At 57.1% G+C, this 22933-nt stretch carries 21 protein-coding genes and 1 riboswitch; of the genes, 16 read left to right on the top strand and 5 right to left on the bottom strand.

All coding sequences use genetic code 11. The annotated features are described in order from the left end of the window. The first annotated feature begins 39 nt into the window (after window positions 1-39). From Q0650_RS05680 to Q0650_RS05610, 15 genes are all read left to right on the top strand, one after another. Window positions 40-1119, top strand: a complete 1080-nt coding sequence (locus Q0650_RS05680) for a carbohydrate ABC transporter permease (protein WP_298816788.1) — start codon at window positions 40-42, stop codon at window positions 1117-1119. Further along, window positions 1112-2212: a sugar ABC transporter permease gene (locus tag Q0650_RS05675; RefSeq protein ID WP_298816786.1), complete on the top strand. Its 1101-nt coding sequence runs from the start codon at window positions 1112-1114 to the stop codon at window positions 2210-2212. The genes Q0650_RS05680 and Q0650_RS05675 overlap by 8 nt, the downstream gene beginning before the upstream one ends. A 110-nt stretch (window positions 2213-2322) precedes the next feature. Continuing rightward, window positions 2323-4230, top strand: a complete 1908-nt coding sequence (locus tag Q0650_RS05670; protein WP_298816784.1) for an alpha-amylase family glycosyl hydrolase — start codon at window positions 2323-2325, stop codon at window positions 4228-4230. Between the two features lie 465 nt (window positions 4231-4695). Next, window positions 4696-5235 (top strand): helix-turn-helix domain-containing protein, encoded by a 540-nt coding sequence (locus Q0650_RS05665; RefSeq protein ID WP_298816782.1) that lies wholly within the window; start codon window positions 4696-4698, stop codon window positions 5233-5235. Between the two features lie 485 nt (window positions 5236-5720). Beyond that, complete coding sequence (gene rpsU, locus Q0650_RS05660; RefSeq protein ID WP_298816781.1) at window positions 5721-5924, top strand: 30S ribosomal protein S21; 204 nt, start codon at window positions 5721-5723, stop codon at window positions 5922-5924. 207 nt (window positions 5925-6131) lie between these two features. Beyond that, complete coding sequence (gene prfA, locus Q0650_RS05655; protein ID WP_298816779.1) at window positions 6132-7217, top strand: peptide chain release factor 1; 1086 nt, start codon at window positions 6132-6134, stop codon at window positions 7215-7217. A 273-nt stretch (window positions 7218-7490) separates the two neighbouring features. Continuing rightward, window positions 7491-8531 (top strand): adenosine deaminase, encoded by a 1041-nt coding sequence (add, locus tag Q0650_RS05650; protein WP_298816777.1) that lies wholly within the window; start codon window positions 7491-7493, stop codon window positions 8529-8531. 151 nt (window positions 8532-8682) lie between these two features. Then, entirely contained in the window at window positions 8683-10236 is a 1554-nt protein-coding gene (locus Q0650_RS05645; protein ID WP_298816775.1) for an ABC transporter ATP-binding protein, read from the top strand. A 36-nt stretch (window positions 10237-10272) separates the two neighbouring features. Then, window positions 10273-11412 (top strand): ABC transporter permease, encoded by a 1140-nt coding sequence (locus Q0650_RS05640; protein WP_298816773.1) that lies wholly within the window; start codon window positions 10273-10275, stop codon window positions 11410-11412. Between the two features lie 98 nt (window positions 11413-11510). Continuing rightward, on the top strand, window positions 11511-12008 hold the full coding sequence (locus Q0650_RS05635; RefSeq protein ID WP_367280794.1) for an acyl-CoA thioesterase: 498 nt from the start codon (window positions 11511-11513) through the stop codon (window positions 12006-12008). After that, window positions 12005-12472, top strand: a complete 468-nt coding sequence (locus Q0650_RS05630; protein ID WP_298816769.1) for a flavin reductase family protein — start codon at window positions 12005-12007, stop codon at window positions 12470-12472. The genes Q0650_RS05635 and Q0650_RS05630 overlap by 4 nt, the downstream gene beginning before the upstream one ends. Before the next feature lie 279 nt (window positions 12473-12751). Continuing rightward, window positions 12752-13453, top strand: a complete 702-nt coding sequence (locus Q0650_RS05625) for a phosphodiester glycosidase family protein (protein ID WP_298816767.1) — start codon at window positions 12752-12754, stop codon at window positions 13451-13453. 135 nt (window positions 13454-13588) lie between these two features. Further along, a complete protein-coding gene (locus Q0650_RS05620; protein ID WP_298816765.1) occupies window positions 13589-14629 on the top strand; it encodes a lysylphosphatidylglycerol synthase transmembrane domain-containing protein in 1041 nt (346 codons plus the stop codon). After that, the gene (locus Q0650_RS05615) at window positions 14626-15942 is read left to right on the top strand and encodes an NAD(P)/FAD-dependent oxidoreductase (RefSeq protein ID WP_298816763.1); all 1317 of its coding nucleotides are present in this window, start codon (window positions 14626-14628) and stop codon (window positions 15940-15942) included. Before Q0650_RS05620 ends, Q0650_RS05615 begins: the two co-directional genes overlap by 4 nt. Before the next feature lie 66 nt (window positions 15943-16008). Next, on the top strand, window positions 16009-17052 hold the full coding sequence (locus Q0650_RS05610) for a LamG domain-containing protein (protein ID WP_298816761.1): 1044 nt from the start codon (window positions 16009-16011) through the stop codon (window positions 17050-17052). A 265-nt stretch (window positions 17053-17317) separates the two neighbouring features. On the opposite strand, the gene Q0650_RS05605 is transcribed toward Q0650_RS05610, so the two are convergent. From Q0650_RS05605 to thiM (Q0650_RS05585), 5 genes are all read right to left on the bottom strand, one after another. Further along, window positions 17318-18130, bottom strand: coding sequence for an SDR family oxidoreductase (locus tag Q0650_RS05605; protein WP_298816759.1), 813 nt, complete (start codon window positions 18128-18130; stop codon window positions 17318-17320). Between the two features lie 203 nt (window positions 18131-18333). Next, entirely contained in the window at window positions 18334-19140 is an 807-nt protein-coding gene (gene thiD, locus Q0650_RS05600; protein WP_298816757.1) for a bifunctional hydroxymethylpyrimidine kinase/phosphomethylpyrimidine kinase, read from the bottom strand. Further along, window positions 19137-19808, bottom strand: coding sequence for a thiamine phosphate synthase (gene thiE / locus Q0650_RS05595; protein WP_298816755.1), 672 nt, complete (start codon window positions 19806-19808; stop codon window positions 19137-19139). The genes thiD and thiE overlap by 4 nt, the downstream gene beginning before the upstream one ends. Window positions 19809-19951: 143 nt before the next feature. After that, window positions 19952-20761: a hydroxyethylthiazole kinase gene (gene thiM, locus Q0650_RS05590; RefSeq protein WP_298816753.1), complete on the bottom strand. Its 810-nt coding sequence runs from the start codon at window positions 20759-20761 to the stop codon at window positions 19952-19954. Between the two features lie 76 nt (window positions 20762-20837). Continuing rightward, a complete protein-coding gene (gene thiM / locus Q0650_RS05585) occupies window positions 20838-21635 on the bottom strand; it encodes a hydroxyethylthiazole kinase (RefSeq protein ID WP_298816751.1) in 798 nt (265 codons plus the stop codon). Between the two features lie 112 nt (window positions 21636-21747). Further along, window positions 21748-21870, bottom strand: a riboswitch (TPP riboswitch). 223 nt (window positions 21871-22093) lie between these two features. On the opposite strand from thiM (Q0650_RS05585), the gene infC reads away from it, so the two are divergent. Beyond that, entirely contained in the window at window positions 22094-22891 is a 798-nt protein-coding gene (infC, locus tag Q0650_RS18830) for a translation initiation factor IF-3 (RefSeq protein ID WP_367280796.1), read from the top strand. Window positions 22892-22933: the final 42 nt, after the last annotated feature.

The following is a 22933-nucleotide window of genomic DNA, read 5'->3' as shown; positions in this document are numbered from 1 at the left end:
ACCACCGAAAGAATTATCGAACCGCAGGGAGGAAGCCGCATGGCAACCACGAATCCAGAGCTGGTGTCACCGGTCGCGCGCGCGCCGCGCTCAGCTCTGCGCGAGGGGTGGAAACAGCTTCGCACCCCGCTTGTTTACCTGCTGCCGGCGCTGGTGATTATGATGATCGTTACCTTCTACCCGCTGGCTTTTCAGGTCTGGATGTCGTTTACCGACTATGGAGTGATCAAGGAGGAGGGCAAGCAGACGCTCAATCCCTTTGGGCCGGGAGGAACAACCCCACCCAACTATCGACCGGCTCAATTTGTCGGGTTCAAAAATTATCTTGACATCATTACCAACAATCCGCAATTCGTGGCTCGCCTTGGCGGTAATTTCGACTTTTGGCGCCTGCTTACCTTCAACTTGTGGTGGACGTTCTCAAATGTCGGTTTTCACGTTGCGCTGGGAATTATTATTGCTGTTTTGCTGAACGTTGAAGGATTATGGGGACGAAAAATCTACCGCGCTATCTATATTCTTCCCATGGTCTTGCCCAATATCGTCGTGGCAACCGTCTGGCGCAACATGTTTGACGATCAGTATGGCTCGATTAATCAGTTAATCAATCTCTTTATTACACCGTTTGGTTTCGATCCAGTCCAGATCCGCTGGTTCAATCAGATTCAGGATCCGATCCCCGGCATTGGGTTGCCGCTTAGCTACTACGCAATGCTGATCGCCAATATCTGGCTAGGGTGGCCTTTTATGACAATTGTGGCCACCGGCGCGCTGCAATCCATCCCGAAAGAGATGTACGAGGCGGCCAGTATCGATGGCGCCACCGGTATGCAGCAATTCTGGCGGATTACGCTCCCCTTGCTGCGCCCGGCAATGGTGCCGGCTGCAATGGTTGGGATTGTCACTACGTTCAACCTTTTCCACGTCATCTACTTTATGAGTGGTGGCGGGCCGCTCGGTCGCACTGAGATTATGGTGACGCAGGCCTTTAAGCTAATCAATGTGAACCAGCTTTACGGAGTAGCGGCTGCGTTCTCGGTCATCATTGCGCTCGTTTTGATCCCAATCTTCTTGATTACCAATAAGATTTCACGCGCTACGGAGAGCTACGATGTCTAGTGTCACCGCTCCTTCCCGCCGCGCAGGCAGCACCGCCGCCGGACGCCGCTTAAAGTGGTGGCAGCAGTTGGTATTGCAGGCGATCTGCCTGTTTATCGCGGCCACCGTCCTCTTCCCGGTGCTCTGGATTGTCAGCATGTCGCTCGATCCACGCAACATCTCGCGTCCAACCGAGCTGAACCTGATTCCTCCCGGCGCATCGTTGCAGGCCTACTTGCAGGTACTCGACCGACCTACCGCTAATCCGGTGACCTTTACCGAACTGGCCTTCAACAGCCTGCGCCTGGCCGGCGGCGTTTCAGCTTTTTCATTGCTGATCGGCGTTAGTGCCGCGTATGCCTTCTCGCGGTTTAAGTTTCCGGGCCGGCAGTTTATGATGATTGCAGTGCTGGCAATTACCGTCTTGCCCAGCGTGGCGACAATCGCTCCGCTCTTTGCGCTGCTCAATAGCATTCGCATCAGTAGCGCAATTATGAGCATTGTCTTGACGCTGGCCGGATTGATGCTGCTTGGGCTGACCATCTTCGCCGTTGCGCCGGCCATCCGCCTCGGTTCCGCCGGGCCGGGTAACTATTTCTTTGGCGCCGTCGGCCTGGCGATCAGTCTTGGATTAATCTATAGCGGCTTATCGCCGGCACGCAGCGATGTGTTCATCTTGCGAAACTCGTTGCTCGGCGTCGGGATTGCGATGGTCTCCGGCGCGTTACCCTTCGCAATCTGGAACCTGAAAGGGTATCTCGATACCATTCCCAAAGAACTAGAAGAGGCTGCAATCATCGACGGCGCTTCTCCCAGTCAGGTCTTTTTCCAGATTGTATTGCCGCTATCAACACCGGCGCTGGCTGTGACCGGTTTCCTCGGTTTTACCGGCGGCTGGACGGAATTCTTTCTGTCCTGGCAGTTTCTGACCGATCCGAAAGACTTTACCCTGGCGATGTCGCTCTACAATATGACCGGTCAGTACGCCGGGCAAATCCCCTGGTCGCGGTTCGCCGCTTTCTCAATCTTGCTCTCACTACCGGTAGCAATTGTCTATCTGTTGCTGCAACGGTATATCATCGGTGGCCTGACCCTGGGTGGCGTGAAGGGGTGATCGGCGTCTCTGACAGCCTGTGTAGTTGCCGACCTCAAAGTTTCAGACCGGCGTGATGTATCGTTGCATCAGCATCAATCGTTCAGTAACCAGACAAGGAACCATTCACTGTGGAACAGATTCACGTCTCTGCCGACTTCATCTTCGGGACAATGGCGACCGATAGCCGCCGTCTCGGTTATGTGCGAGCCGAAATGGCCGGTATTTCCCACCGCTATCGCATGGAACCGGCTGCGCCGCAGGCCGGCGATGCGGTACGCCTGTTTGTGACGCTTGGCCCGACGATTACCGTCGATCGCGTCAGTGTCTACTACACCACTGATGGGAGCGAACCATCCGGTCAACGCGGCATTCCGGCGCCGGGAAGCGCAGTGGTAGCCGGGCAACGGCTTGCCAGCCAATGGGATACGCTGCTCTGGGGGTATGCGGAAGAGTGGGTGGCAGAGCTGCCACCGCAACCGGCAGGCACGGTTGTGCGCTATCGCATCGAGGCCTGGCTGAGCGAAGGTGAAGGATCGATCTGGTACAGCGAAGTTATCGGTGCTACCGAAGGCGACGGGAGTGTTGTCGGTCAACCTGGCCCCGGCGACCACTATCTGCGCGAGATAGGAACCGAGTTCAACCTCACTTTCTATCGCCGGCCCCGCACCTGCGCCTACCGGGTTGGCGATGAAGGCGCGCCAACATGGCTTGATGAGGCGCTCATTTACCATGTCTTCATTGACCGGTTCCATCCCGGCCCAGGACGACAGTTTGCCAACCCGCCAACCCCGATGGGCATTTATGGCGGTACCCTGGCCGGCATTACCGCCAACCTTGACTACATCGCCAGCCTTGGCGCAACCGCGATCTGGCTCTCACCGCTCTTTCCATCACCCTCGCACCACGGCTACGATGCCACCGACTACTACAGCGTTGAACCGCGACTGGGTTCCCTTTCCGATTTGCAAGCCCTGATCGCTGCGGCCCACGATCGCGGCATGCGAGTGATCTTCGACTACACAGCCAACCACTTCTCGAATCGGCACCCGATCTTTCAGCGTGCCATCAATGACCCGACCAGCCCGGAACGAGACTGGTTCATCTTTACCCGGTATCCAGACCGGTATGTCTCATTCTTCGGAGTAGCCGAGCTCCCGCAACTCGACCTCGATCACCCACCTGCGCGCCACTTTATGATCGACGCTGCGCGCTTCTGGCTCGAACAGGGGGTTGACGGTTACCGGCTCGATTACACCATCGGTCCTTCACACGACTTCTGGACAGCCTTTCGAGCGGCGATGCGCGCTGTCAAACCCGATTGCGTCTTGCTGGGAGAAGCGGTCGATACTGCTGAAGTGTTGCGGTCGTATACAGGCCGATTGGACGGGTGTCTCGATTTCCTGCTCTTGCAGGCAATACGACGCTTTTTCGCCTTTGATGAGACAAGCGCCAGCAGCTTCGCCGTCTTTCTCAACCGACACCTGGCCTACTTTCCGTCGGGATTCGCGCTGCCGAGCTTTCTCGACAATCACGACATGAACCGTTTTCTCTGGATAACGCGCGGCGATACCCGTCGGTTGCGACTGGCTGCACTTTGCCAGTATACGCTTCCGCATCCGCCGGTGCTCTATTACGGCACTGAGGTCGGGCTGAGCCAGCGTCTCGATGTGCGGCACGCCGACGGCAGCGGCCATCCCGAAGAATCACGCCTGCCGATGCTATGGGGCGACGATCAAGACCGTGACCTGCTGCGCTTTTACCGCCAACTAGGCGCGCTCCGCCGCGCTACCACCTCGATCTGGCGCGGTCAACGAGCGTTTACACACCTCGATGATCAACGCGGACAACTGGCCTACACCTGCGCCGCCAACGGCGAAACCTGGCTGGTCGCGCTCAACAACGCGCCACATACCGGAACAATCCCACTGCCCACCGGACGCTGGGAAGTGATGCTGACCACCCAAACCGCCGAGGCTGATCGTGGTTGGGTAACGTTACCAGCGTTCGGCGGGGCATTGCTGCGCAAACTGAGCTGATCGGCTGCCCTTTCCCGCAGGCCATTTTTGATTGCCTGCCGGGAAGGTGTCTACCATGCGCGCATGACAAATTAAAAACCCGGCGCGCTGGTAGGATAACCACTAAACTATCGGAACATGAAAAGCGCTGCGACCTGGTTTAACACAGGTCGCAGCGCAATCTGCGATCTGGCAGACAGATGCGCAGGCTGGATGTACACACACCTCTTCAACTTCACCTCTGGCGCCGCGTGGCGGATACCTTGCCGAAGATACGAAACAATCCTGGACCAGCGACAAAGCAAACCGGTGAGCGCGGATCAGACCAGATCGCCCCGCCACAATATCCGGCAGACAGCGCTGGCACAGAACCGCTGCGCCGCTGATCGCCGAAAGGAAATAGCAACTTCTGCCGCCTGCTTGACCAGGGGGATCATCTTTGTTATTATTTTTGATAATGATCGACATATTGTTGCAAGGAGGCACATGACTCTCAGGAACTTTGCGATTATCAATCATCCGGTGCGAATGCGGATCTTTCAAACGCTCAATCACACAGAAATGTCCATCAACCAGTTGGCCCAACACCTGGCCGATGTACCCAAACCTTCGCTATACCGGCATATTCGCCTGATGCTCGACGCCGGCATTGTCCAGGTAACGCGGGTTCGTTACGTTCACGGCATCGAAGAGCGCTTTTACATGGCAGTTTCCGGGTTAATCGATCCGGCCAGTCTTGACACACCGGAAGGTCTGCAACAATTTGCCGATCACGTGCGGCTGTACGGTTCCGGCGTGGCGCAAGCGCTGGCGGAATATGCGCTGGAAGCAGGCAAACCGGCTGTAAACAATATTGCCGCGCGCGATCACTTCTTTTACGCTACAGAAGAGGAGTTTCTTGAGGCGCGTGAGACCATTTATGCCATCTTGCGCTCACTGGAAGCAAACTCACCCGGCGAGGGTCGGGTGAAGCGCCGCATGTTTGTGATGTCGCATCCGCTGCTAACGGAACCAACCGAGACGTAATCTGCCCTGTTTCTTTCCTCACTACTGACTCTGCGCAGAAGTTTTGTTGCTGATGAACAACTTCTCGCGGGGCAAAGAGGTCAGCAAAAGGTCATGCGCCGGTGATGTAGAGCAATTTGATGGATCACAGAGAATAAATGTAGCTCAATCCTGCGCTGGAATCGATCGCATATTCGCCTCAAGTCGAAACCGGAGCGCTAGCGTCAGTTCGCCGGCATATGAACAGCCGCGTCGGGTTCAGGCAGCATCGAGCCGGTAGAAACCATTATTCTGCCAGACCAGTTGCGCATCTACGTACCTTCCGTTATACTGTCATATTGGTGTCAGGAACGATGATTTTGTCGTAATGAGGGGCGCACCAAATCTACAGCGAAGGAGGTGATAGCAGAGGATCGCGGATACGACCATGGAACCGGGCGTTGCCCCACGCCAGCGAGTGGTTCCGTGCCGTGTACCGGTCGCCGTGCCGCCGATCCAGCAGCGCTATGCGAGTTGAGCGTCGTGAAGGCGAAACCGTTGAGCAACTGATTCGCCGCTTTAATAAGGGTGTCGTCGCCGAGCGGATCACCAAGACCTATCGCGAGAAGATGCACTTTATCTCGAAGAGCGAGCAGCGCAAAGAGAAGCGCCGCCGCGCCGAGCGAAATCGCCGCAAGAAGCTGGCCAAAGCCGCCGCTATGGGATTGTAATGACCGTCCTCCCGATGGCACGATGCGTTCTGTTGTGATTTGCGCATTGTGCCATTGGCTATCTGTTAGAACTGCTGGCGCGATGCGAGCCATAGTCTGCAAGACGACTAGCGCTGATTGCCATCAGTCTACACACTTTACGAGACGAACAGGTACTATAATCAGCCTTGATCAAATATTTCGATTCGGGCAGTGGAATAGACAATTATGTTTGACAAACTGGCTGCGGTTGCTGCGCGCTACGATGAATTAACTGAATTAATGGCCCAACCAGAAGTGGCAACCAATGTCACCCTTCTGCAACAATACGCGCGCGAACAGCGTGAATTAGAAGACATTGTTGCCACGTATCGTGAATATCAGGCCACCGAGCGCGCAATTGCCGAGGCAGAATCGATGCTAGGCGAGAGTGATCCTGAATTGCGCGCGCTGGCTCAAGAAGAGCTGGAGACGCAGCGCAAACGACTCGCTGCGCTGGAAGAACAACTGAAACTGTTGCTGCTACCGCGCGATCCTAATGACTCGAAAGACGTGATTATGGAGATTCGGCAGGGCGAAGGTGGCGATGAAGCGGCCCTGTTTGCCGCCGACCTCTTCCGTATGTACACCCGTTTCGCCGAGTCGCGCGGCTGGAAGGTAGAAGTTGACAGCTTAACCGAAAACGGAATCGGCGGCATCAAAGAGGTGATCTTCCAGATCCACGGCGAAGGCGCATACAGCCAGTTGAAATACGAAGGTGGCGTGCATCGGGTGCAGCGCGTGCCGGCCACCGAAGCGCGGGGTCGCATCCATACCTCGACTGCAACCGTCGCCGTGCTACCCGAAGTCGAAGAAGCCGAGATCGAGATCAAGCCAGAAGATCTGCGTATCGATGTGTTCCGCAGCGCCGGCCACGGCGGGCAAGGGGTCAACACAACCGACTCGGCAGTACGCATTGTCTACAAGCCAGGCACTCCTGAAGAGATTGTTGTTACCTGCCAGGATGGCCGCTCGCAGATCCAGAACCGCGAACGGGCAATGACTGTGCTGCGTGCCCGGCTCTACGCTCGCGAACAAGAGAAGCGGCAACGCGAAATTGGCGCCTCGCGGCTGGCACAGGTTGGCACCGGTGAACGCGCCGAAAAGATTCGCACCTACAATTTTCCGCAAGACCGCATCACCGACCACCGCATTGGTCAGAACTTCTCGAACCTGCCGGCAGTGCTTGATGGGGAGCTGGATAAGATTATCGAGGCGCTGATCGTCTACGATAATGCCGAACGGCTGCGCGCAAGCGGGATTAGCAATAACTGATCGATGTTCTTTGTGATCTTTGCCCATCCCAGGCTATCTCACCGGCGCTGCGGATGATGCCTGTCATCCGGCAAAATGCTGCCAGATATACCTTCATCGCTCAAGCCGCAGTTTGCCGGGTAAAGGAGCTGCCACATACGCTCTGCGCCCGCGCAACCTGTTGCTTCCGCGCGCGACACAAATATCAAGCGCTTTTGCGCCGATTGCGCCATTTTCCTCTCCTACATCCGGTAAAATATGGCGTAAATCCGCTCTCCGTACAAGGAGCGCAGCATGGTATCGCCAACGCTTGAGAGCTTTATTGCCCGGATGCCCAAAGTCGAATTGCATCTGCACCTCGAAGGATCAGTTGCGCCGCAAACCTTTCTGACCTTGAGCAGGCGCAATGGCATCCCGATTCCGGCCAGCACCGAACAGGAATTGCAGGCTCTCTTCCATTACGACGATTTTCATGCCTTCCTCGATACGTTTATGGCGCTGGCTGCCACCGTCATCCATGGCGAAGATTTTGAACTGCTGGCTTACGAACTTGGACTGAGCCTCGCAGCCCAAAATGTTGTGTACGCCGAGGTTATGATTTCACCGATGCAACATGTGCGGCGTGGCCTGGATTTGCGCGAAGTACTGGCTGGCGCTGCGGCTGGATTCGCCCGCGCTGCCCGTTACAACGGCCCGCGCGTCGGGATTGTGCTCGATTATGGTCGTCAGTATGGAGCAGAAGCGGCCTGGCCAATCCTTGAAACAGCAATTGCCTGCCGTTCGCTTGGTGTGGTCGGCTGGTCGATTGGCGGGAATGAAATCGGGCATCCACCCGAAGAATTTGCGGCTCTCTTCACCACAGCGCGCAACGCCGGATTGGGAGTGATGGCGCATGCTGGCGAAGTGGTCGGGCCGGCCAGTGTCTGGGGCGCCATTGATGTGCTGGAAGTCAGTCGGATCGGTCACGGCATTCGCAGTATCGATGATCCAGAACTGGTTACAACACTGGCTGCGCGCGGCATTGTGCTCGATGTTTGCCCGAGCAGTAACATCCGCACCAGAGCCGTTGCGGGATGGCCCAGCCATCCCCTCCGTCAACTGTACGAAGCCGGTGTGCCGGTGACCATCAATTCCGATGATCCCACGTTCTTCGAGACTACCATCACCGAAGAGTTTCGCCGCGCGGCGCAATATCTCAACTTCACCGCCGACGACTTCTGCGCCATGACGCGCACTGCCGCCCGCGCAACCTTTCTCCCACCAGAAGCGCAAATGATGCTGGTGAAGACGATTGAACAAGCGCAATCCAGCCTGCGCGCCGAGCTGGGCATTTAACCCAACAACTGGCATACAACGCGCAAACGCAGGCTGTCAAACCGTTGCCGAAAGAACCGTCAGAATATGCTACAATACTCCATGTTTCCGGCAGAGCGATAAGACTGTCGCGCTTGCTCATCCGTATGATACGCCCGTAACGAGGTCGCCTGTGACGCAGAATGGCCAAGAACGTCCGGTTGTGCTTGAAGCCCGCGGCATAACCAAACGCTTTCCCGGTGTCGTTGCCAATGATAACGTATCATTGAAACTTCATAAAGGTGAAGTGCTCGCCCTACTCGGTGAAAATGGCGCCGGAAAGTCAACCTTAATGAACATTCTTTACGGGTTGTACCATCAAGATCAAGGAGAAATCTTCGTCAAAGGCGAGCCAATTCGCATCACCAGCCCCCACGAATCGATTGCTCGCGGGATCGGCATGGTGCATCAGCACTTCCAGCTCGTGCCGGTAATGACTGTGACCGAGAACATTATTCTCGGGAATGAAGTGACCAATGGCCCCTTTCTTGATCGTAAAAAAGCTGCTGAGCGTATCCGCGCTATCTCTGAGCAATACGGTCTTGCCGTCGATCCCGACGCTCTTGTTGCCGATCTCGATGTTGGTGTGCAACAACGAGTTGAGATCATCAAAGCTCTGTACCGCAACGCCGATATTCTGATCCTCGATGAGCCAACTGCTGTTCTGACCCCACAAGAGGCTGATGATCTGGTGCGGGTGATGCGCACGCTGACGGCGCAAGGCGCATCAATCATCTTTATCACCCACAAACTCCGCGAGGTGCTTGAAGTAGCCGACCGGATCATTGTGCTGCGCGGCGGCAAGGTGGTTGGCGAGACCACGCCGGCAGAAGCGACCGAAGCGAGCCTGGCGGCAATGATGGTGGGGCGCGAGGTGATTCTGAAGGTTGAGAAGCAACCGGCTCGACCGGGAGCGCCTGTGCTCGAAGTGCGCGGCTTGCAGGTGCGCGACGATCGTCGCCTGCTGGCCGTCAAAGGCGTTGATCTCGAAGTGCGTGCCGGCGAAATTCTCGGTATCGCCGGCGTGCAAGGCAATGGCCAGACTGAATTGGTGGCGGCATTAACCGGTCTGCGACCCAGCGAAGCCGGCACAGTCCGAATCGCTGGCGTTGATGTGACTAACGCCACCCCACGCCAGATTAGCGAATTGGGGGTAGCCCACATTCCCGAAGATCGTCAACGTGATGGGCTGGTCACCTCGTACCCGCTGACCGACAACTCTGTGCTGGAGTTGTATTATTTACCGCCGTTCGCCCGCGGTGTTGTGCGCAACGATCAGGCGATCAATCAGCATTGCGCGCGCCTGGTTGAAGAATTCGATGTGCGCACACCGAGCATTCACGTGCCAGCCAGCTCACTCAGCGGTGGCAACCAGCAAAAGCTGATCGTTGCCCGCGAGTTTACGCGCTCGCTCAAACTCTTGATCGCATCACAACCCACTCGTGGGATTGACGTTGGCTCCATTGAGTTTATCCATAACCAGATTGTCAAAAAGCGTGATGAAGGCGTCGCCGTGCTCCTGATCTCAGCCGAACTCGATGAAATCCTGTCTCTGGCCGACCGGATTGCGGTGATGTACCACGGCCAGATTGTCGCCACCGTCAAAAATGGCGAACTTTCCCGCGAAGAGTTAGGGCTATTAATGGCCGGCGCTACTCTTGATCGTTCCGTACCGGTTGAGGCATAGCATAGCGATCATCTTCACGCAGTTGGGGAGAATGTCATGGCGCAGGTAGCCACCGAAACGGCGATTCGCTCCTCGGTGATCCGCCAATTTTGGGATCGCTGGTCGGGTATCTTGGTTCCAATCCTGGCAGTGTTTAGCGCACTGGTTGTTGGCGCTTTTATCATCGGTATCACCGGCGCTGACTGGCGAGCGGCATATATCGGTCTTTGGGAAGGCGCTTTTGGCTCGCCGCGAGCGCTCGCTGATACGGTTGTCCGTTCCACCCCATTTATCATTTGCGGTCTATGCGTGGCACTGGCCTTTAAAGCCGGCCTGTTTAACATTGGCGCCGAAGGGCAACTGTACGCCGGGGCAGTCGCCTCGGTTGTGATCGGCACAACGTTGCAAATGCCGGCTATTTTCCACATCCCGGCGACGTTGATTGCCGGCGCCCTCGGCGGCGCGGCCTGGGCCGCGATTGCCGGTTTTCTCAAAGCCCGCACCGGCGCGCATGAAGTGATCAATACGATCATGCTCAACTATATTGCCTTGCGCATGACCGACTGGCTGATCCGCAGTAAAACTCCTTATATCCTGGGCGATCCCGAAGACACGACCGGCGCTCGCTCACGCCTGATTGCTGAAACAGCTCGTTTACCTGGCATTCAGGTAGGCAGTTCAACCATCCTGCATCTGGGTATTCCACTGGCGCTTGTGCTGGTCTTCGTCATCGCATGGCTGCTATATCGCACTACCATCGGCTTTGAGATGCGCACTGCCGGCGTTAATCCGAATGCTGCCCGTTACGCCGGGATTAGCGTGCCACGCACGATTGTGCTGGCGATGGCATTCGCCGGCGCCCTGGCCGGCGTGGCCGGCGCCATCGAAGTGACCGGCGTGCGCGGTTCGCTCAGTGCCGACTTCTTCTCGGGCCTCGGCTTTGATGCAATTGCCGTGGCGCTCCTGGCGCGCGCGAACCCGGTTGGTATCATTTTTTCCGGTTTGCTCTGGGGCGGCTTGCTCACCGGCGCGCGGTTGATGCAGGTGCGCGCCAGTTTGTCAATTGATGTGATCAAGATCGTGCAGGCATTGATCATCATGTTTGTCGCCGCCGATCAGATCGTGCGCTTTATTTATCGCTTGCCTAAACGCAAGCCCGGCGAAGAGACCCAACTCTCAAAGGGATGGGGTGGATGACCCAATAGCATTGGCAGGCACCTGTTCCATACCCGTCACTCTGACTACCGCCGAAGACGGCGCTCACGCGAGCGCCGTCGTTTACCTTACGGTTGCCTATGGACAATATGACCATCCAAAATCGACCGGCAAAGCCGACTGCCGAAGAACGAATGGCTGAGATTATTCTGCCTCATCAGACGAACGGCTATGGTACTATGTTTGGCGGTGATGTGATGGCCTTGATGGACAAGGCCGCTGCAATCGCTGCGCTGCGCTTCTGCCGTTTGCCCGTCGTGACCGCCTCTACCGAGCGGATCGATTTTCGCACCCCGATTGGGCAGGGCGAGATTGTTGAAGCCTTCTCGCGGGTTATCTATGTGGGACGCAGCTCAATGGTTGTGCGCGTCCATCTTTTTGCTGAACATCCGCTTATCGGCGACCGCCGCCTTTGCACCACCGGCTATTTCAGTATGGTGGCGATCAATCGCGAAGGTGGTCCTTCGCCTACCGTGCCGCAACTGCTCTTGCTCGACGACGAAGCGCGCGCTGAACACGCTATCGGCGCCGAGATTCACGCCGCAATTGCTGCCCGCCGCAACGCAGGAAGACGATGATTGACGAATCACTCTTTCGCCAGACGATGAGCCACTTCGCTTCGGGCGTAACCGTGGTTACCACTGCCCACAAGGGACGGCTGGCCGGCTTGACCGTTAGCTCTTTTGCATCGCTATCGTTGCATCCGCCACTGGTGTTGATCTGTATTGACCACACTGCCGCCAGTCACGATGTGATCGCAGAAGCCGGACAATTCGCCGTCAATATTCTGGCCGAAGATCAAGAATATCTCTCACGTCGCTTTGCAATGCACGATGGCGAGAAGTTTGCCCCGCATAGTTATACGCTATCACCCCGTGGTCTTCCGCTCCTCAACGGCGTGCTCGCCCACATCGAGTGCCGATTGCACAGCGCGTTGCCCGGCGGCGATCATACCATCTTCGTCGGTGAGATCGTTGACGCGCGCGTTTTCGGTGGTCGGCCACTATTGTATTATCGGTCAGGCTATCATCAGTTGGGGTAGGATCGACGCCGGGTAGACTTGTGCTGGCGATAGAACCACAAGCCGACTAGCGGTACTGGCAGATCTACGCCATTCATATTCTATGCAAAGATGCTTGCGATGAACCAGCGCGCAGACAAACCTCCCTCAGGCAGACCTTGCGCTCCACGACAGCATTCTGGCTGGCTGCGTCGTCGATATAGTCTCATCTTGTCGATTGGACTGTGCTGGCTGCTCGTCCTCTCCGCGTGTGCGGCAACTCCACCACCGATCAGTACGCCAAACATCGTGCCGACGTTGATGCCTACAACAACCGGGCCAATGCCGGCGCCCACGGAAGTCTGGCATACGATTGCTGATGGAATTGAACTACGTCAGTTGGAGGCGCCGGTGTTACCGGTGCAGGTTGCGCGAATCGATCCCTCCAAAGTCCGCTTTGTGGTAGGCTACGATCCGGGCGCGCCGCGCATGTTGAGCGCATGGGCTGCCCAATACAGCGCGCTGGCAGCAATCAACGGCGGCTTTTTCGACCAGCAGGGCGAACCGGTCGCGCTCTTGATCAGCGATCAACGCGCCATTGGCGCGAGTTATGTCGGTCAAGGCGGTATGTTTGCCGTTGATGAAAGTGGCACTCCCTATCTTTGGGCGCTGTCAGAGCGACCGTATGACGGCTCACCGTTCGCGCAGGCCGTGCAAGGGTGGCCATTGCTAGTGCGAACCAACGGAGAAGCCGCCTATACCGGAGAAGATCCTCAGCGCGCCCGTCGCAGTGCCATTGCGCTCGATCGGTCTGGCAGGGTATTGTTCATCGTTGCCCCTGCGGCCAGCTTTAGCCTTGCCGAATGGTCACAGTTTCTTGCTGCTGCCGATCTCGATATTGCCATTGCCATGAACCTTGATGGCGGGTCGTCAACCGGTTTGATCACGCCGGGCGAACAGACGGGAAGGCTTATCGACTCACTTGTCCCGCTTCCATTTGCCTTACTCGTGCTTCCGCTTTGACAGGCCGCTACAGGCGGGTTAAGATGCAAAGAAAAGGCAAACCGTTTGCCGGTGACGCAGCCTGTCATCCTGACAGAACGGCATGCGATACACTATTACCCATACTAAACGAACGTCACAGCCAAAGGAACTTCAGTGCGACATTGGAAACTATGGCTTGGCCTGATTATTAGTGCGCTCTTCCTCGGCATCGCGCTCTACGGTCTCGATCTGGCTCATTTCTGGGAGTCGCTGCGCGAGGCCAATTACTGGTGGTTGATTCCAGGCATCGCCATCTACTTTGCGACAGTCTGGGCACGCGCCTGGCGCTGGCAGTCGATGCTCAATCATATCGCGCCGGTACCGCTCCGCGTGCTCTTCCCAATTGTTGTAATCGGCTATATGGGCAATAATGTCTACCCGGCCCGCGCCGGCGAGGTATTGCGCAGTTATGTGTTGCGCCGCAACTGTGGTATTGCTATGAGCGCCTCACTGGCTACCGTCGTGCTCGAACGACTGTTTGACGGCCTGGTGATGCTGCTCTTTGTCGCAATAACATTACCTTTCGCCCCCCTACCAGACACCTTCCGCGCCCTGGTGCTTGGATTTAGTGCCTTGTTCATCCTGGCAATGATCGGTTTCATTGCGCTGGCCACCCACCCCCAACGGATGAGTCGCCTCTACACCGTTGCGGTCGATCGCTTTGCGCCTGCCGTGCTGCGCCCACACATCCACGGCCTCTTCGACCGCTTCATCATAGGCTTACAATCATTGCGCAGTCCACGCGAAATGATGATTATTCTGGCGACTTCAACCCTGATTTGGCTGGGCGAAACGCTCAAATACTGGTTTGTCATGCACGCCTTTCCCTTTGAAGTCTCGTTCCTGGTCTTGATGCTGATGACCGCCATTGTCAATCTTTTTACCACCATTCCCTCCACTCCCGGCTATATCGGCACGTTCGATGCGCCCGGTATCGCCATTCTGACCCAGTTCGGCGTTCCCCATGCGCTCGCCGCCGGCTATACGCTGGTGCTGCACGTTGCCCTCTGGCTGCCGGTAACCTTGCTCGGTGGCTGGTACATGCTGCGTCAGAGCCTGTCCTGGCGCGATATGGAACGGGCGGCAGCCCTTCGTGAACAGACAGCTCCTGCCACTCCTGAAGACACTCCGACCACCCAACAGGTGCTGCCATGAGGATTGCGATTATCGGCGCCGGTATCGCCGGCCTGAGCGCCGCCTACGATCTGGCCGGACAAGGCCACGCTGTGACGGTCTATGAGGCTGGCGAGCAGGTCGGTGGTCTGGCCAGTGGTTTTCGCGATCCGGCCTGGGAGTGGCCGCTCGAACGGTTCTACCACCACATCTTCACGACCGACCATGCCATCATCAAGCTCACCAGCGAGATCGGGATGCGCGACCGGCTCTTCTTCCGCGCGCCGGTCACTGCGCAATGGTGGAATGGTCGCGGGTATGCCCTCGATGGTGTGCTGCCGGTGTTGCGATTCCCCGGCTTGCCACCGCTCGACCGGCTACGCTTTGGGATCAGCGCCTTCTACCTGAAGTTTATTACTAACAACTGGCAGAAACTTGAGCGAGTGACAGCAACTGAGTGGACTGAACGGTATTCAGGGCGAAATGTGGCGCGCGTGATCTGGCGTCCGTTGCTGGAAGGGAAATTTGGCCCACACGCCGATGAAGTCAACATGGCATGGCTATGGGCACGGTTGCGAGCGCGTAGCTTCAAGCTCGGTTACTTCGAGGGTGGCTTTCAGGCCTTCGCTGATGAACTGTGCGCAGCGTGCGCGCGACGTGGCGCGCAAGTATGGCGGCAAACGCCGGTAAAGACGGTCGCTCAAACTGAAACCGGCTGGCAGGTGCTGGCTGGTAACCACCCACCAACCGATTACGATGCGCTCCTGGTTACCGGAGCACCGGGATTGCTGGCTCGCCTGGTTCCACAACTCCCCACCGGCTATCTCGGTCAGTTGCGAACGTTGCGCTCGATGGGGGCCGTGGCACTTACCATTGCCCTGCGTCAACCGCTGACCAACGGGATCTATTGGCTCAATCTACCCAAAGCCGAATTCCCGTTTCTGGCGTTAGTTGAGCACACCAACTTTATCGAGTCGCAACACTACGGCGGCGACCATCTGATTTACTGCGGCGACTATCTTGACCCCGATCACGAATATTTTCGTCTCACACCAGCCGAACTGCTCGAACGATTCATGCCGGCACTCCATCAGATCAACCCGGCTTTCCGGCGAGAATGGGTGCGCGGCTACTGGTTACATCGAGAAACCTACGCGCAACCAATCGTACCGGTAAACCATAGCCGAAATATTCCGCCAATTCCTACCCCGCTCACCGGTCTCTACTGGGCCAGCATGAGTCAGGTTTACCCGTGGGATCGCGGCACGAATTATGCTGTCGAATTAGGACGGCGCGCCGCTCAGATCATCCACGAACATGCTCGTTATGCTCAACCGGTACCTTCTGGCTATTAACACCCCCGTCGCGTTTATGCTACAACGAAGACATCATTACCGTTTGGGCAACGGGAGGGGGTAATCATGCGCCAGTACCGATTGATCTATCTCCTGGCAGGCTGGCTCTGCTGGGTGTTAATTGCGTGTAGCGCCAGCAGTGTTTCACCCGCACCAACACCAACACACGCACAAACCATACCGACAAGTGCTCTGCCAACGGTCGCACAACCATCCTCACCAGCATCAATTGCAACTGAAACGGCGCCAACACAACCGGCTATTGCCCGGCCTGCCACCACCGGTTTTTCGATCAGACTCTTTGGCAGCAGCACAAACGATCAGGATCGGATTAAAATTCCGCTGGGGACGATTGACAGCGCCGGACGCTTGACCAGCTCACGCCCGGTCAATGCTGGCGGCGACATGACAATTGAGTTCTGGATGAAGGCAAATGCAGCCGACAATACCGCGCCTGATTGCGATGGATGGTACTACGGCAACATTGTCATCGACCGCGACATTTTCGGTGAAGGCGATTATGGCGATTACGGCATCGCGATTTGCGATGGGAAGCTGGTTGTCGGCGTGAGTGTGGGCAGTGATGATCGCTTGCTGAAAGGCACCATGACAGTTACCGACGGAGCATGGCATCACATTGCCGTCACCCGGGCCAGTAGCGGACAAGTGCGCTTATTTGTTGATGGTCAACTCGACGGCGCGATGAATGGGCCAGATGGACGGATCGATTACCGCTTGAACCGGACAACATCCTATCCCAACAGCGATCCCTACCTGGTACTCGGCGCGGAAAAGCATGATTATCCAGGTAGTCGTTACTTTAACGGCTGGCTCGATGATGTGCGCCTGTCGCGGATCGCGCGTTATTCGGCGCCTTTCACTCGTCCAGACACACCACATCAAGCAGATGCTGACACACTGGCACTCTATCGGTTTGACGAAGGGAGCGGGACAACTATCGGCGACAGCGCTACCGGTGGGCAAAGTCCCGGCGAACTCAAACCGCGCCCAGGCGGCGCCGATCAGCACTGGTCAAACGATACACCTTTCACCACCGGCGGCAGCCCACTCGTCCCGCGGGCATATCTGCCGCTGATCATGCGCAGTTAGTTTAGATCGAGATCGCAAGAGGCAGCACATAGCGATTCAATCGCGCGATCCGACTCCCCTGGGTCGGATAGAGTGCGGTTATCGGTTATCACCCTCCTTTTCCATCAATCACCGCCAGACCATACTCGCTGCCGCAGTGAAGAACACTCAATGCGAGAATTGACTGGTCATCTCTGGAAAGCATGCCAACAACTCGTGGGAGGCTCCCCCTTGCTCAGCGGGCATCCAGAACACAGCAGCGATCCCGGCTTACAGCACCCAATGATCATGACCGGGCCAGCAACGATTTCATCTGGCGCAAGATTAGATTCACGGCAAAACGTGGATTCAAACGATACAGCCGATCCATCATCCGGGCATCTTTGCCGACCAGAACCCGGTACAGGTTTCGTTCCATTCCATCAATGATGATCGACGCTGCCTGCTCGGCAGATAATGGCTTGAGCGAGCGCGCTTGATTACCCTCAGCCATCGGCGCCGTCTGTAACCCGGAATTGGAGACGATATTCGTACTGACTGCTCCGGGAAAGACAACAGTCACCCGCACGTTGGTTTCAAGCAGTTCAGCGTACAGGCCCTCAGTAAACAACTTCACCGCAGCTTTCGCCGCGCCGTAGATCGTCTGTCCGGGAACGGGCAAGAATCCGCCCATGCTTGAAATATTGACAATATGCGCTTCTGGTCTGGTCAGCAACGTGGGCAGAAAGGCTTTGGTCACGAAGACCGTGCCGTAAAAATTGACGTTCATGACCCGATCGATGGTCGCTTCGTCGAGGTCTTTCACCCGGACAAAAGGCTGGATGATACCCGCATTGTTGATGACACCATCAACCACCCCGTGCGCGGCTATCACCTGCGCAGGAAGCGCCGCTACCGCCGCCCGATCGGCAACATTGACCACGTGGGTAGATAGCCGGCTCGATCCCGCGCCAGCAAGCTGCGCCGTCTCTGCGAGTGCCGTCGAATTTAAATCAACCGCCGCAACCCGGGCTCCCTTGCGTAACAAGTGCAAGACCAGAGCCCGCCCAATTCCGCTACCACCGCCGGTAACCACAATCACTTTGTTTTGTGCCCGCATGACGTTACTCCTCATCATGAACCCGACACGCAAACACGCTGCACGCCGGCATGCCCGATGAGGATACTATACGCAGTTGATGGCACTTTCGTCAATTGGTCGCTCTGTCCATAATTGACAAAACAATCAACCATAAGCTAACAGAGCATGCGCAGGAAAGAGAGGCGGGCCGATTGTCCGCCTCTCTCCCATTAACGAACAAGTCACTGATTGGAATGCGCCTGATACCACGAAGCAAAATGATGCACCGGGCCGTGCCCCTGCCCCAGACCGGGAGCATGACGTAGCGCCGTTGTGATGTACTCTTTCGCCTGTTGCACTGCTTCAGGCACTGACAAACCCCTCGCCAGCCCGACGGCGATAGCCGAAGCGAAGGTGCAGCCGGTGCCATGAGTATGGCGCGTCTCGATCCGGGGAGAAGAGAAGTAAGAAAACCGTTCGCCGTCGAAGAGCACATCAACGCTATCGCCTTCCAGATGACCGCCTTTCACCACGATCCAGCGCGGCCCCATAGCGTGAATCGCTCTGGCTGCCTGCTCCATCTCGCCGATCGTGGTAATCTCCAAACCGGTCAGCGCGCGCGCTTCAGGCAGATTTGGGGTCACCACCGTAGCGAGTGGAAAGAGCAACGAGATCAGGGCCGCGCGTGCGTCTGAGCGGAGCAACGGATCGCCACTCTTGGCTACCATCACCGGGTCAACGACCAGGTGTGGCCACCGGTACAGGCGCGCTTTTTCCGCGACAACAGCAATAATCTCGGCATTTGCCAGCATTCCAGTCTTGACCGCATCAACACCGATGTCGGTCACCACCGAATCGATCTGCTGCGCTACCAGCGTTGCCGGCAGCTCAAAGACGGCCTGTACGCCCACCGTATTCTGGGCCGTGATAGCGGTCAGAACACTCATCCCATACCCACCGAGGGCGGAAAACGTCTTGAGATCGGCTTGGATGCCGGCCCCACCTCCCGAATCGGAACCGGCAATCGTCAAACAACGGGGTAGAGTCATCGTTTTCCTCTCTGCTCAGCGTGGCGACTGCGCGCGTCAACGACAATAGCCCGTAATTGGCGGGCTGCTACGGCAACATCATCTGCGGCTACAACTGCCGATACCACCGCCACTCCATCAGCCCCGGCGGCGATAGCGTCTGCCGCGTTAGTTGCATTGATACTGCCAATCGCGACAATCGGGATAGAGACCTGCTGGCAGATCAGCCGCAATCCCTCCATTCCAATCGGTGGCGCCGCATCAGGTTTGGTCGGAGTCGCAAAGATAGGGCCTACACCGAGATAATCGGCACCATCCTGAACTGCCTGTAAAGCTTCATCCAGCGTCGAGACCGATACGCCAAGGATCTTGTCCGGCCCGATCAACCGACGAGCCAGTTGAGCAGGCATATCGTCCTGACCGATATGCACTCCGTCAGCATCAACAGCCAGGGCCACGTCAATCCGATCATTCACGATTAGCGGCACACTGGCTTGCCGGGCCAGGGCACACAACTCACCCGCTTCCTGCACCATCTGGCGGGTTGAGGCAGCTTTCTCCCGATACTGAACCACCGTTGCCCCGCCAGCAATTGCGGCTTCGAGTACCGCTTGATGTGAGCGACCGCGCGCTAGACCAGCGTCGGTGATGACGTAGAGATCCCAGGTTATTGCGCCTTGCCATGCCATAGACTTCATCCTTCCGTTGTGTGACGCGCGGCGACAGCTCTGAAGTCGCAAACAGTCCACTCCCTTTCTGTCGTCTTGCGCTACGCCACATCACAGCAGTCTACGCTGCACCCGCCAGACAAACCCATTTCATCAGCGCAACGCTACATCTGTGCTTCCGTCACCTTCGCGCCGGCCCGAATCTGATCGGTGGACAGGTGATAGATTGCATCGTAGAACGCCACTTTGAAGCTGGCCGGACCCCGCGCCTGTGGCGCAGCCAGTTCGGCAGCCAGACCGAAACAGGCCAGCGCCGCGGCTGTCGCCAGGACATAATCCTGCTCAACGGCAGCAAACGCGGCGACAACAGTGGTTGCCGAGCAACCGGTACCGGTCAGCGTCTTCAGCCACTCGTGACCGTTATCCACCATCATCACCCGCTTCCCATCGGTCACAATATCGCGTCGGCCAGTTACTGCCGCTACCACGCCATAGCGACGGGCCAGCTCTTGCGCTGCGGCCACCGGATCATCAGCCTCGACCACCGCTTCGACTCCCTTGACCACGCCACCCATTCCGGCCAGCGCCCCGATCTCACCCGAATTGCCACGCACAATCGCAATCTGTAACTCTTCCAGCAAACGTCGATTGCTCGTAGTGCGCAACGTTGTAGCGCCGGCACCAACCGGATCAAGCACAATCGGGATACCCAATTCATTAGCGCGCTTACCGGCGACTAACATCGACTCGACCCACTCCGGCGACAACGTGCCCGGATTAAGCACCAGCGCGCCGGCGGCAGCCACCATCTCGGCCACCTCTTCGCGCGAATGCGCCATCACCGGCAAACCACCGATGTGCAGAGTAACATTTGCCGTATCATTCATCACCACAAAGTTCGTGATGTGGTGAAGCAGGGGGCGTTGTTGGCGCACCCGTTCGCGCAATGCGGCAATCTGCTCGTTAAGATTCATTAGTCACCTCCGTACAACGTCTCACAGGCTCATCGTACTACCCTACAGTGGGGAAAGAGAACGTCAGGCGCGATGCTCAATCCACCGATACCCGCGCGCCGGCCCGAATCTGATCGGCAGACAGGTGGTAGATTGCATCGTAGAACGCCACTTTGAAACTGGCTGGCCCCTGTGCCTGTGGCGCAGCCAGTTCGGCAGCCAGACCGAAACAGGCGAGTGCCGCGGCTGTCGCCAGGACATAATCCCGCTCAACGGCAGCAAACGCGGCCACGACGGTCGTCGCCGCACAACCGGTACCGGTCAAGGTACGCAACCACTCGTGACCGTTATCGACCAGCATAACGCGGGTACCATCAGTCACAATGTCTTGGCGGCCTGTCGAAGCAACAACTGTTCCATAACGACGAGCCAGCTCTTGGGCTGCCAGCAGTGGATGTTCCGGCTCGGCCACTGCCTCAACGCCCTTGACCTCACCACCCATGCCGGACAACGCCCCGATTTCACCGCCATTACCCCGCACTACGGCAATCTGCAACTCTTCCAGCAATCGCAGCATCGTCGCCGTGCGTGGCCTTGTCGCGCCTGCCCCCACCGGATCGAGCACAATCGGAATGCCCAGTTCATTGGCCCGGTTGCCGGCCAGCAACATCGCATCGAGCCACTCTAGCGTACCGGGGTTGAGCACCAGCGCGCCGGCGGCAGCCACCATCTCGGCCACCTCTTCGCGCGAATGCGCCATCACCGGCAAACCACCGATGTGGAGAGTGACGTTTGCCGTATCGTTCATCACCACAAAGTTCGTAATGTGATGGAGCAAAGGCCGTTGTTGTCGCACCCGTTCGCGCAGCTCAGCAATCCGTTCAACCAGCGTCATTGCAACCTCCCGTCGGCCAACGACGAAGGAGACGAGATGGCGATGCAGACAAAAAACCGTCCTGCCGCGGCAGGACGGTGATAGCTTACACCGTTGACGCAGATCCGAAAGTGGACTGCGTTCTGCTCCTCCCTCCGCTGGCATAACCCAGATCAGGTTCTAAGGGTCGGCGTCGGTGGCACTGGCCAGAAACGCCCTCTCAGCCCGGTTCGCCCAGGCTCCCCTGGATGGAATTTCTTGTATGTTACCATGGTAAGCGGTGAAACGCAATCCAGACCAGCAAACGGCCACAGCTTTGGCGAGTGAGATTGCGCACCTCATTCTCGGACATATGGCATAACGTTGCTTCAACTGTTTGACTCTCCCCGGCGAGACTGGTATAATGCACGCTTGATGTGAGCGAAGCTTCACAGCAGTTGATTGTTGTCTAAAGGTGATGGGCTGGTCAAGATAATGCAATCTATCCACAGCTATCACTGCTCGAAAGACGAAGGAGTCGCGCTATCAGAGACCGGTTTCGCATTAACAATCGCATTCGCGCCCGTGAAGTGCGCCTGATCGACGAAAACGGTACGCAGGTCGGCATCGTTTCCTTGCGCGAAGCTCTGGCAATGGCTGAAGAGCGAGGGTATGACCTCGTGGAAGTCGCGCCTAATGCGGTTCCGCCAGTGTGTCGCTTGCTTGATTACGGCAAATTCCGCTACGAACAGAGCAAGAAGGAGCGTGAAGCGCGCCGTAATCAGAAACAGTCGGAGTTGAAACAGATCCGGCTGATGCCGAGAACCGATGACCACGACATCGCCGTGAAAGCAAATCAGGCGCGGCGCTTTTTGCTGGCCGGCGACAAGGTGAAATTTAACCTGCGCTTCCGTGGCCGCGAAATGGCCCACCCTGAGATTGGGCGAAAGATGCTCGATGAGATTGCCGAGCAGTTGAGTGACATCGCCGTCATCGAGCAAAAACCGTTGATGGAAGGGCGGGTACTTTCGATGTTGCTGGCGCCAACCGCAAAGGTACTGAAGGCAGCGCAGCAAGCGCAGAAAGCTGCCGCTCAGCGCCAGGCTGCGGCCAGCCCTGCCCCGACACCGGCGCTTGAGACAGACGCTGAAACTGCTGAGGAAGAAGAAGAGCTTATCGATGAGAGCGACGATGTTGATGAAGAGGAAGACGAAGATCTCATCGATGAGGATTTTGATGAAGAGGAAGACGACGAAGAGTTTGATGACGATGATAAGCGAGATCGTCGGCGACGCTGATCGTTGAATGAATGCGCAGCCAGTCACGATCTGCCTGGGCTT

Source organism: uncultured Chloroflexus sp., assembly GCF_937129525.1.
Classification (GTDB): Bacteria; Chloroflexota; Chloroflexia; order Chloroflexales; family Chloroflexaceae; genus Chloroflexus.
Note: the sequence above shows the minus strand (reverse complement) of the source record. Positions and strands in the feature narration are given on the sequence as shown.

Bases quoted from the DNA above. Each gene is read 5' to 3' on its own strand.
- Q0650_RS05675 (WP_298816786.1), top strand. From the start codon at position 1,112: ATGTCTAGTGTCACCGCTCCTTCCCGCCGCGCAGGCAGCACCGCCGCC.
- Q0650_RS05630 (WP_298816769.1), top strand. From the start codon at position 12,005: ATGATTGACGAATCACTCTTTCGCCAGACGATGAGCCACTTCGCTTCG.
- thiM (WP_298816751.1), bottom strand. From the start codon at position 21,635: ATGACGCTGGTTGAACGGATTGCTGAGCTGCGCGAACGGGTGCGACAA.
- Q0650_RS05635 (WP_367280794.1), top strand. From the start codon at position 11,511: ATGGACAATATGACCATCCAAAATCGACCGGCAAAGCCGACTGCCGAA.
- Q0650_RS05610 (WP_298816761.1), top strand. From the start codon at position 16,009: ATGCGCCAGTACCGATTGATCTATCTCCTGGCAGGCTGGCTCTGCTGG.
- add (WP_298816777.1), top strand. From the start codon at position 7,491: ATGGTATCGCCAACGCTTGAGAGCTTTATTGCCCGGATGCCCAAAGTC.
- thiE (WP_298816755.1), bottom strand. From the start codon at position 19,808: ATGGCATGGCAAGGCGCAATAACCTGGGATCTCTACGTCATCACCGAC.
- Q0650_RS05665 (WP_298816782.1), top strand. From the start codon at position 4,696: ATGACTCTCAGGAACTTTGCGATTATCAATCATCCGGTGCGAATGCGG.
- Q0650_RS05640 (WP_298816773.1), top strand. From the start codon at position 10,273: ATGGCGCAGGTAGCCACCGAAACGGCGATTCGCTCCTCGGTGATCCGC.
- thiM (WP_298816753.1), bottom strand. From the start codon at position 20,761: ATGAATCTTAACGAGCAGATTGCCGCATTGCGCGAACGGGTGCGCCAA.
- Q0650_RS05605 (WP_298816759.1), bottom strand. From the start codon at position 18,130: ATGCGGGCACAAAACAAAGTGATTGTGGTTACCGGCGGTGGTAGCGGA.
- prfA (WP_298816779.1), top strand. From the start codon at position 6,132: ATGTTTGACAAACTGGCTGCGGTTGCTGCGCGCTACGATGAATTAACT.
- rpsU (WP_298816781.1), top strand. From the start codon at position 5,721: ATGCGAGTTGAGCGTCGTGAAGGCGAAACCGTTGAGCAACTGATTCGC.
- Q0650_RS05615 (WP_298816763.1), top strand. From the start codon at position 14,626: ATGAGGATTGCGATTATCGGCGCCGGTATCGCCGGCCTGAGCGCCGCC.
- Q0650_RS05625 (WP_298816767.1), top strand. From the start codon at position 12,752: ATGCCTACAACAACCGGGCCAATGCCGGCGCCCACGGAAGTCTGGCAT.
- Q0650_RS05680 (WP_298816788.1), top strand. From the start codon at position 40: ATGGCAACCACGAATCCAGAGCTGGTGTCACCGGTCGCGCGCGCGCCG.
- thiD (WP_298816757.1), bottom strand. From the start codon at position 19,140: ATGACTCTACCCCGTTGTTTGACGATTGCCGGTTCCGATTCGGGAGGT.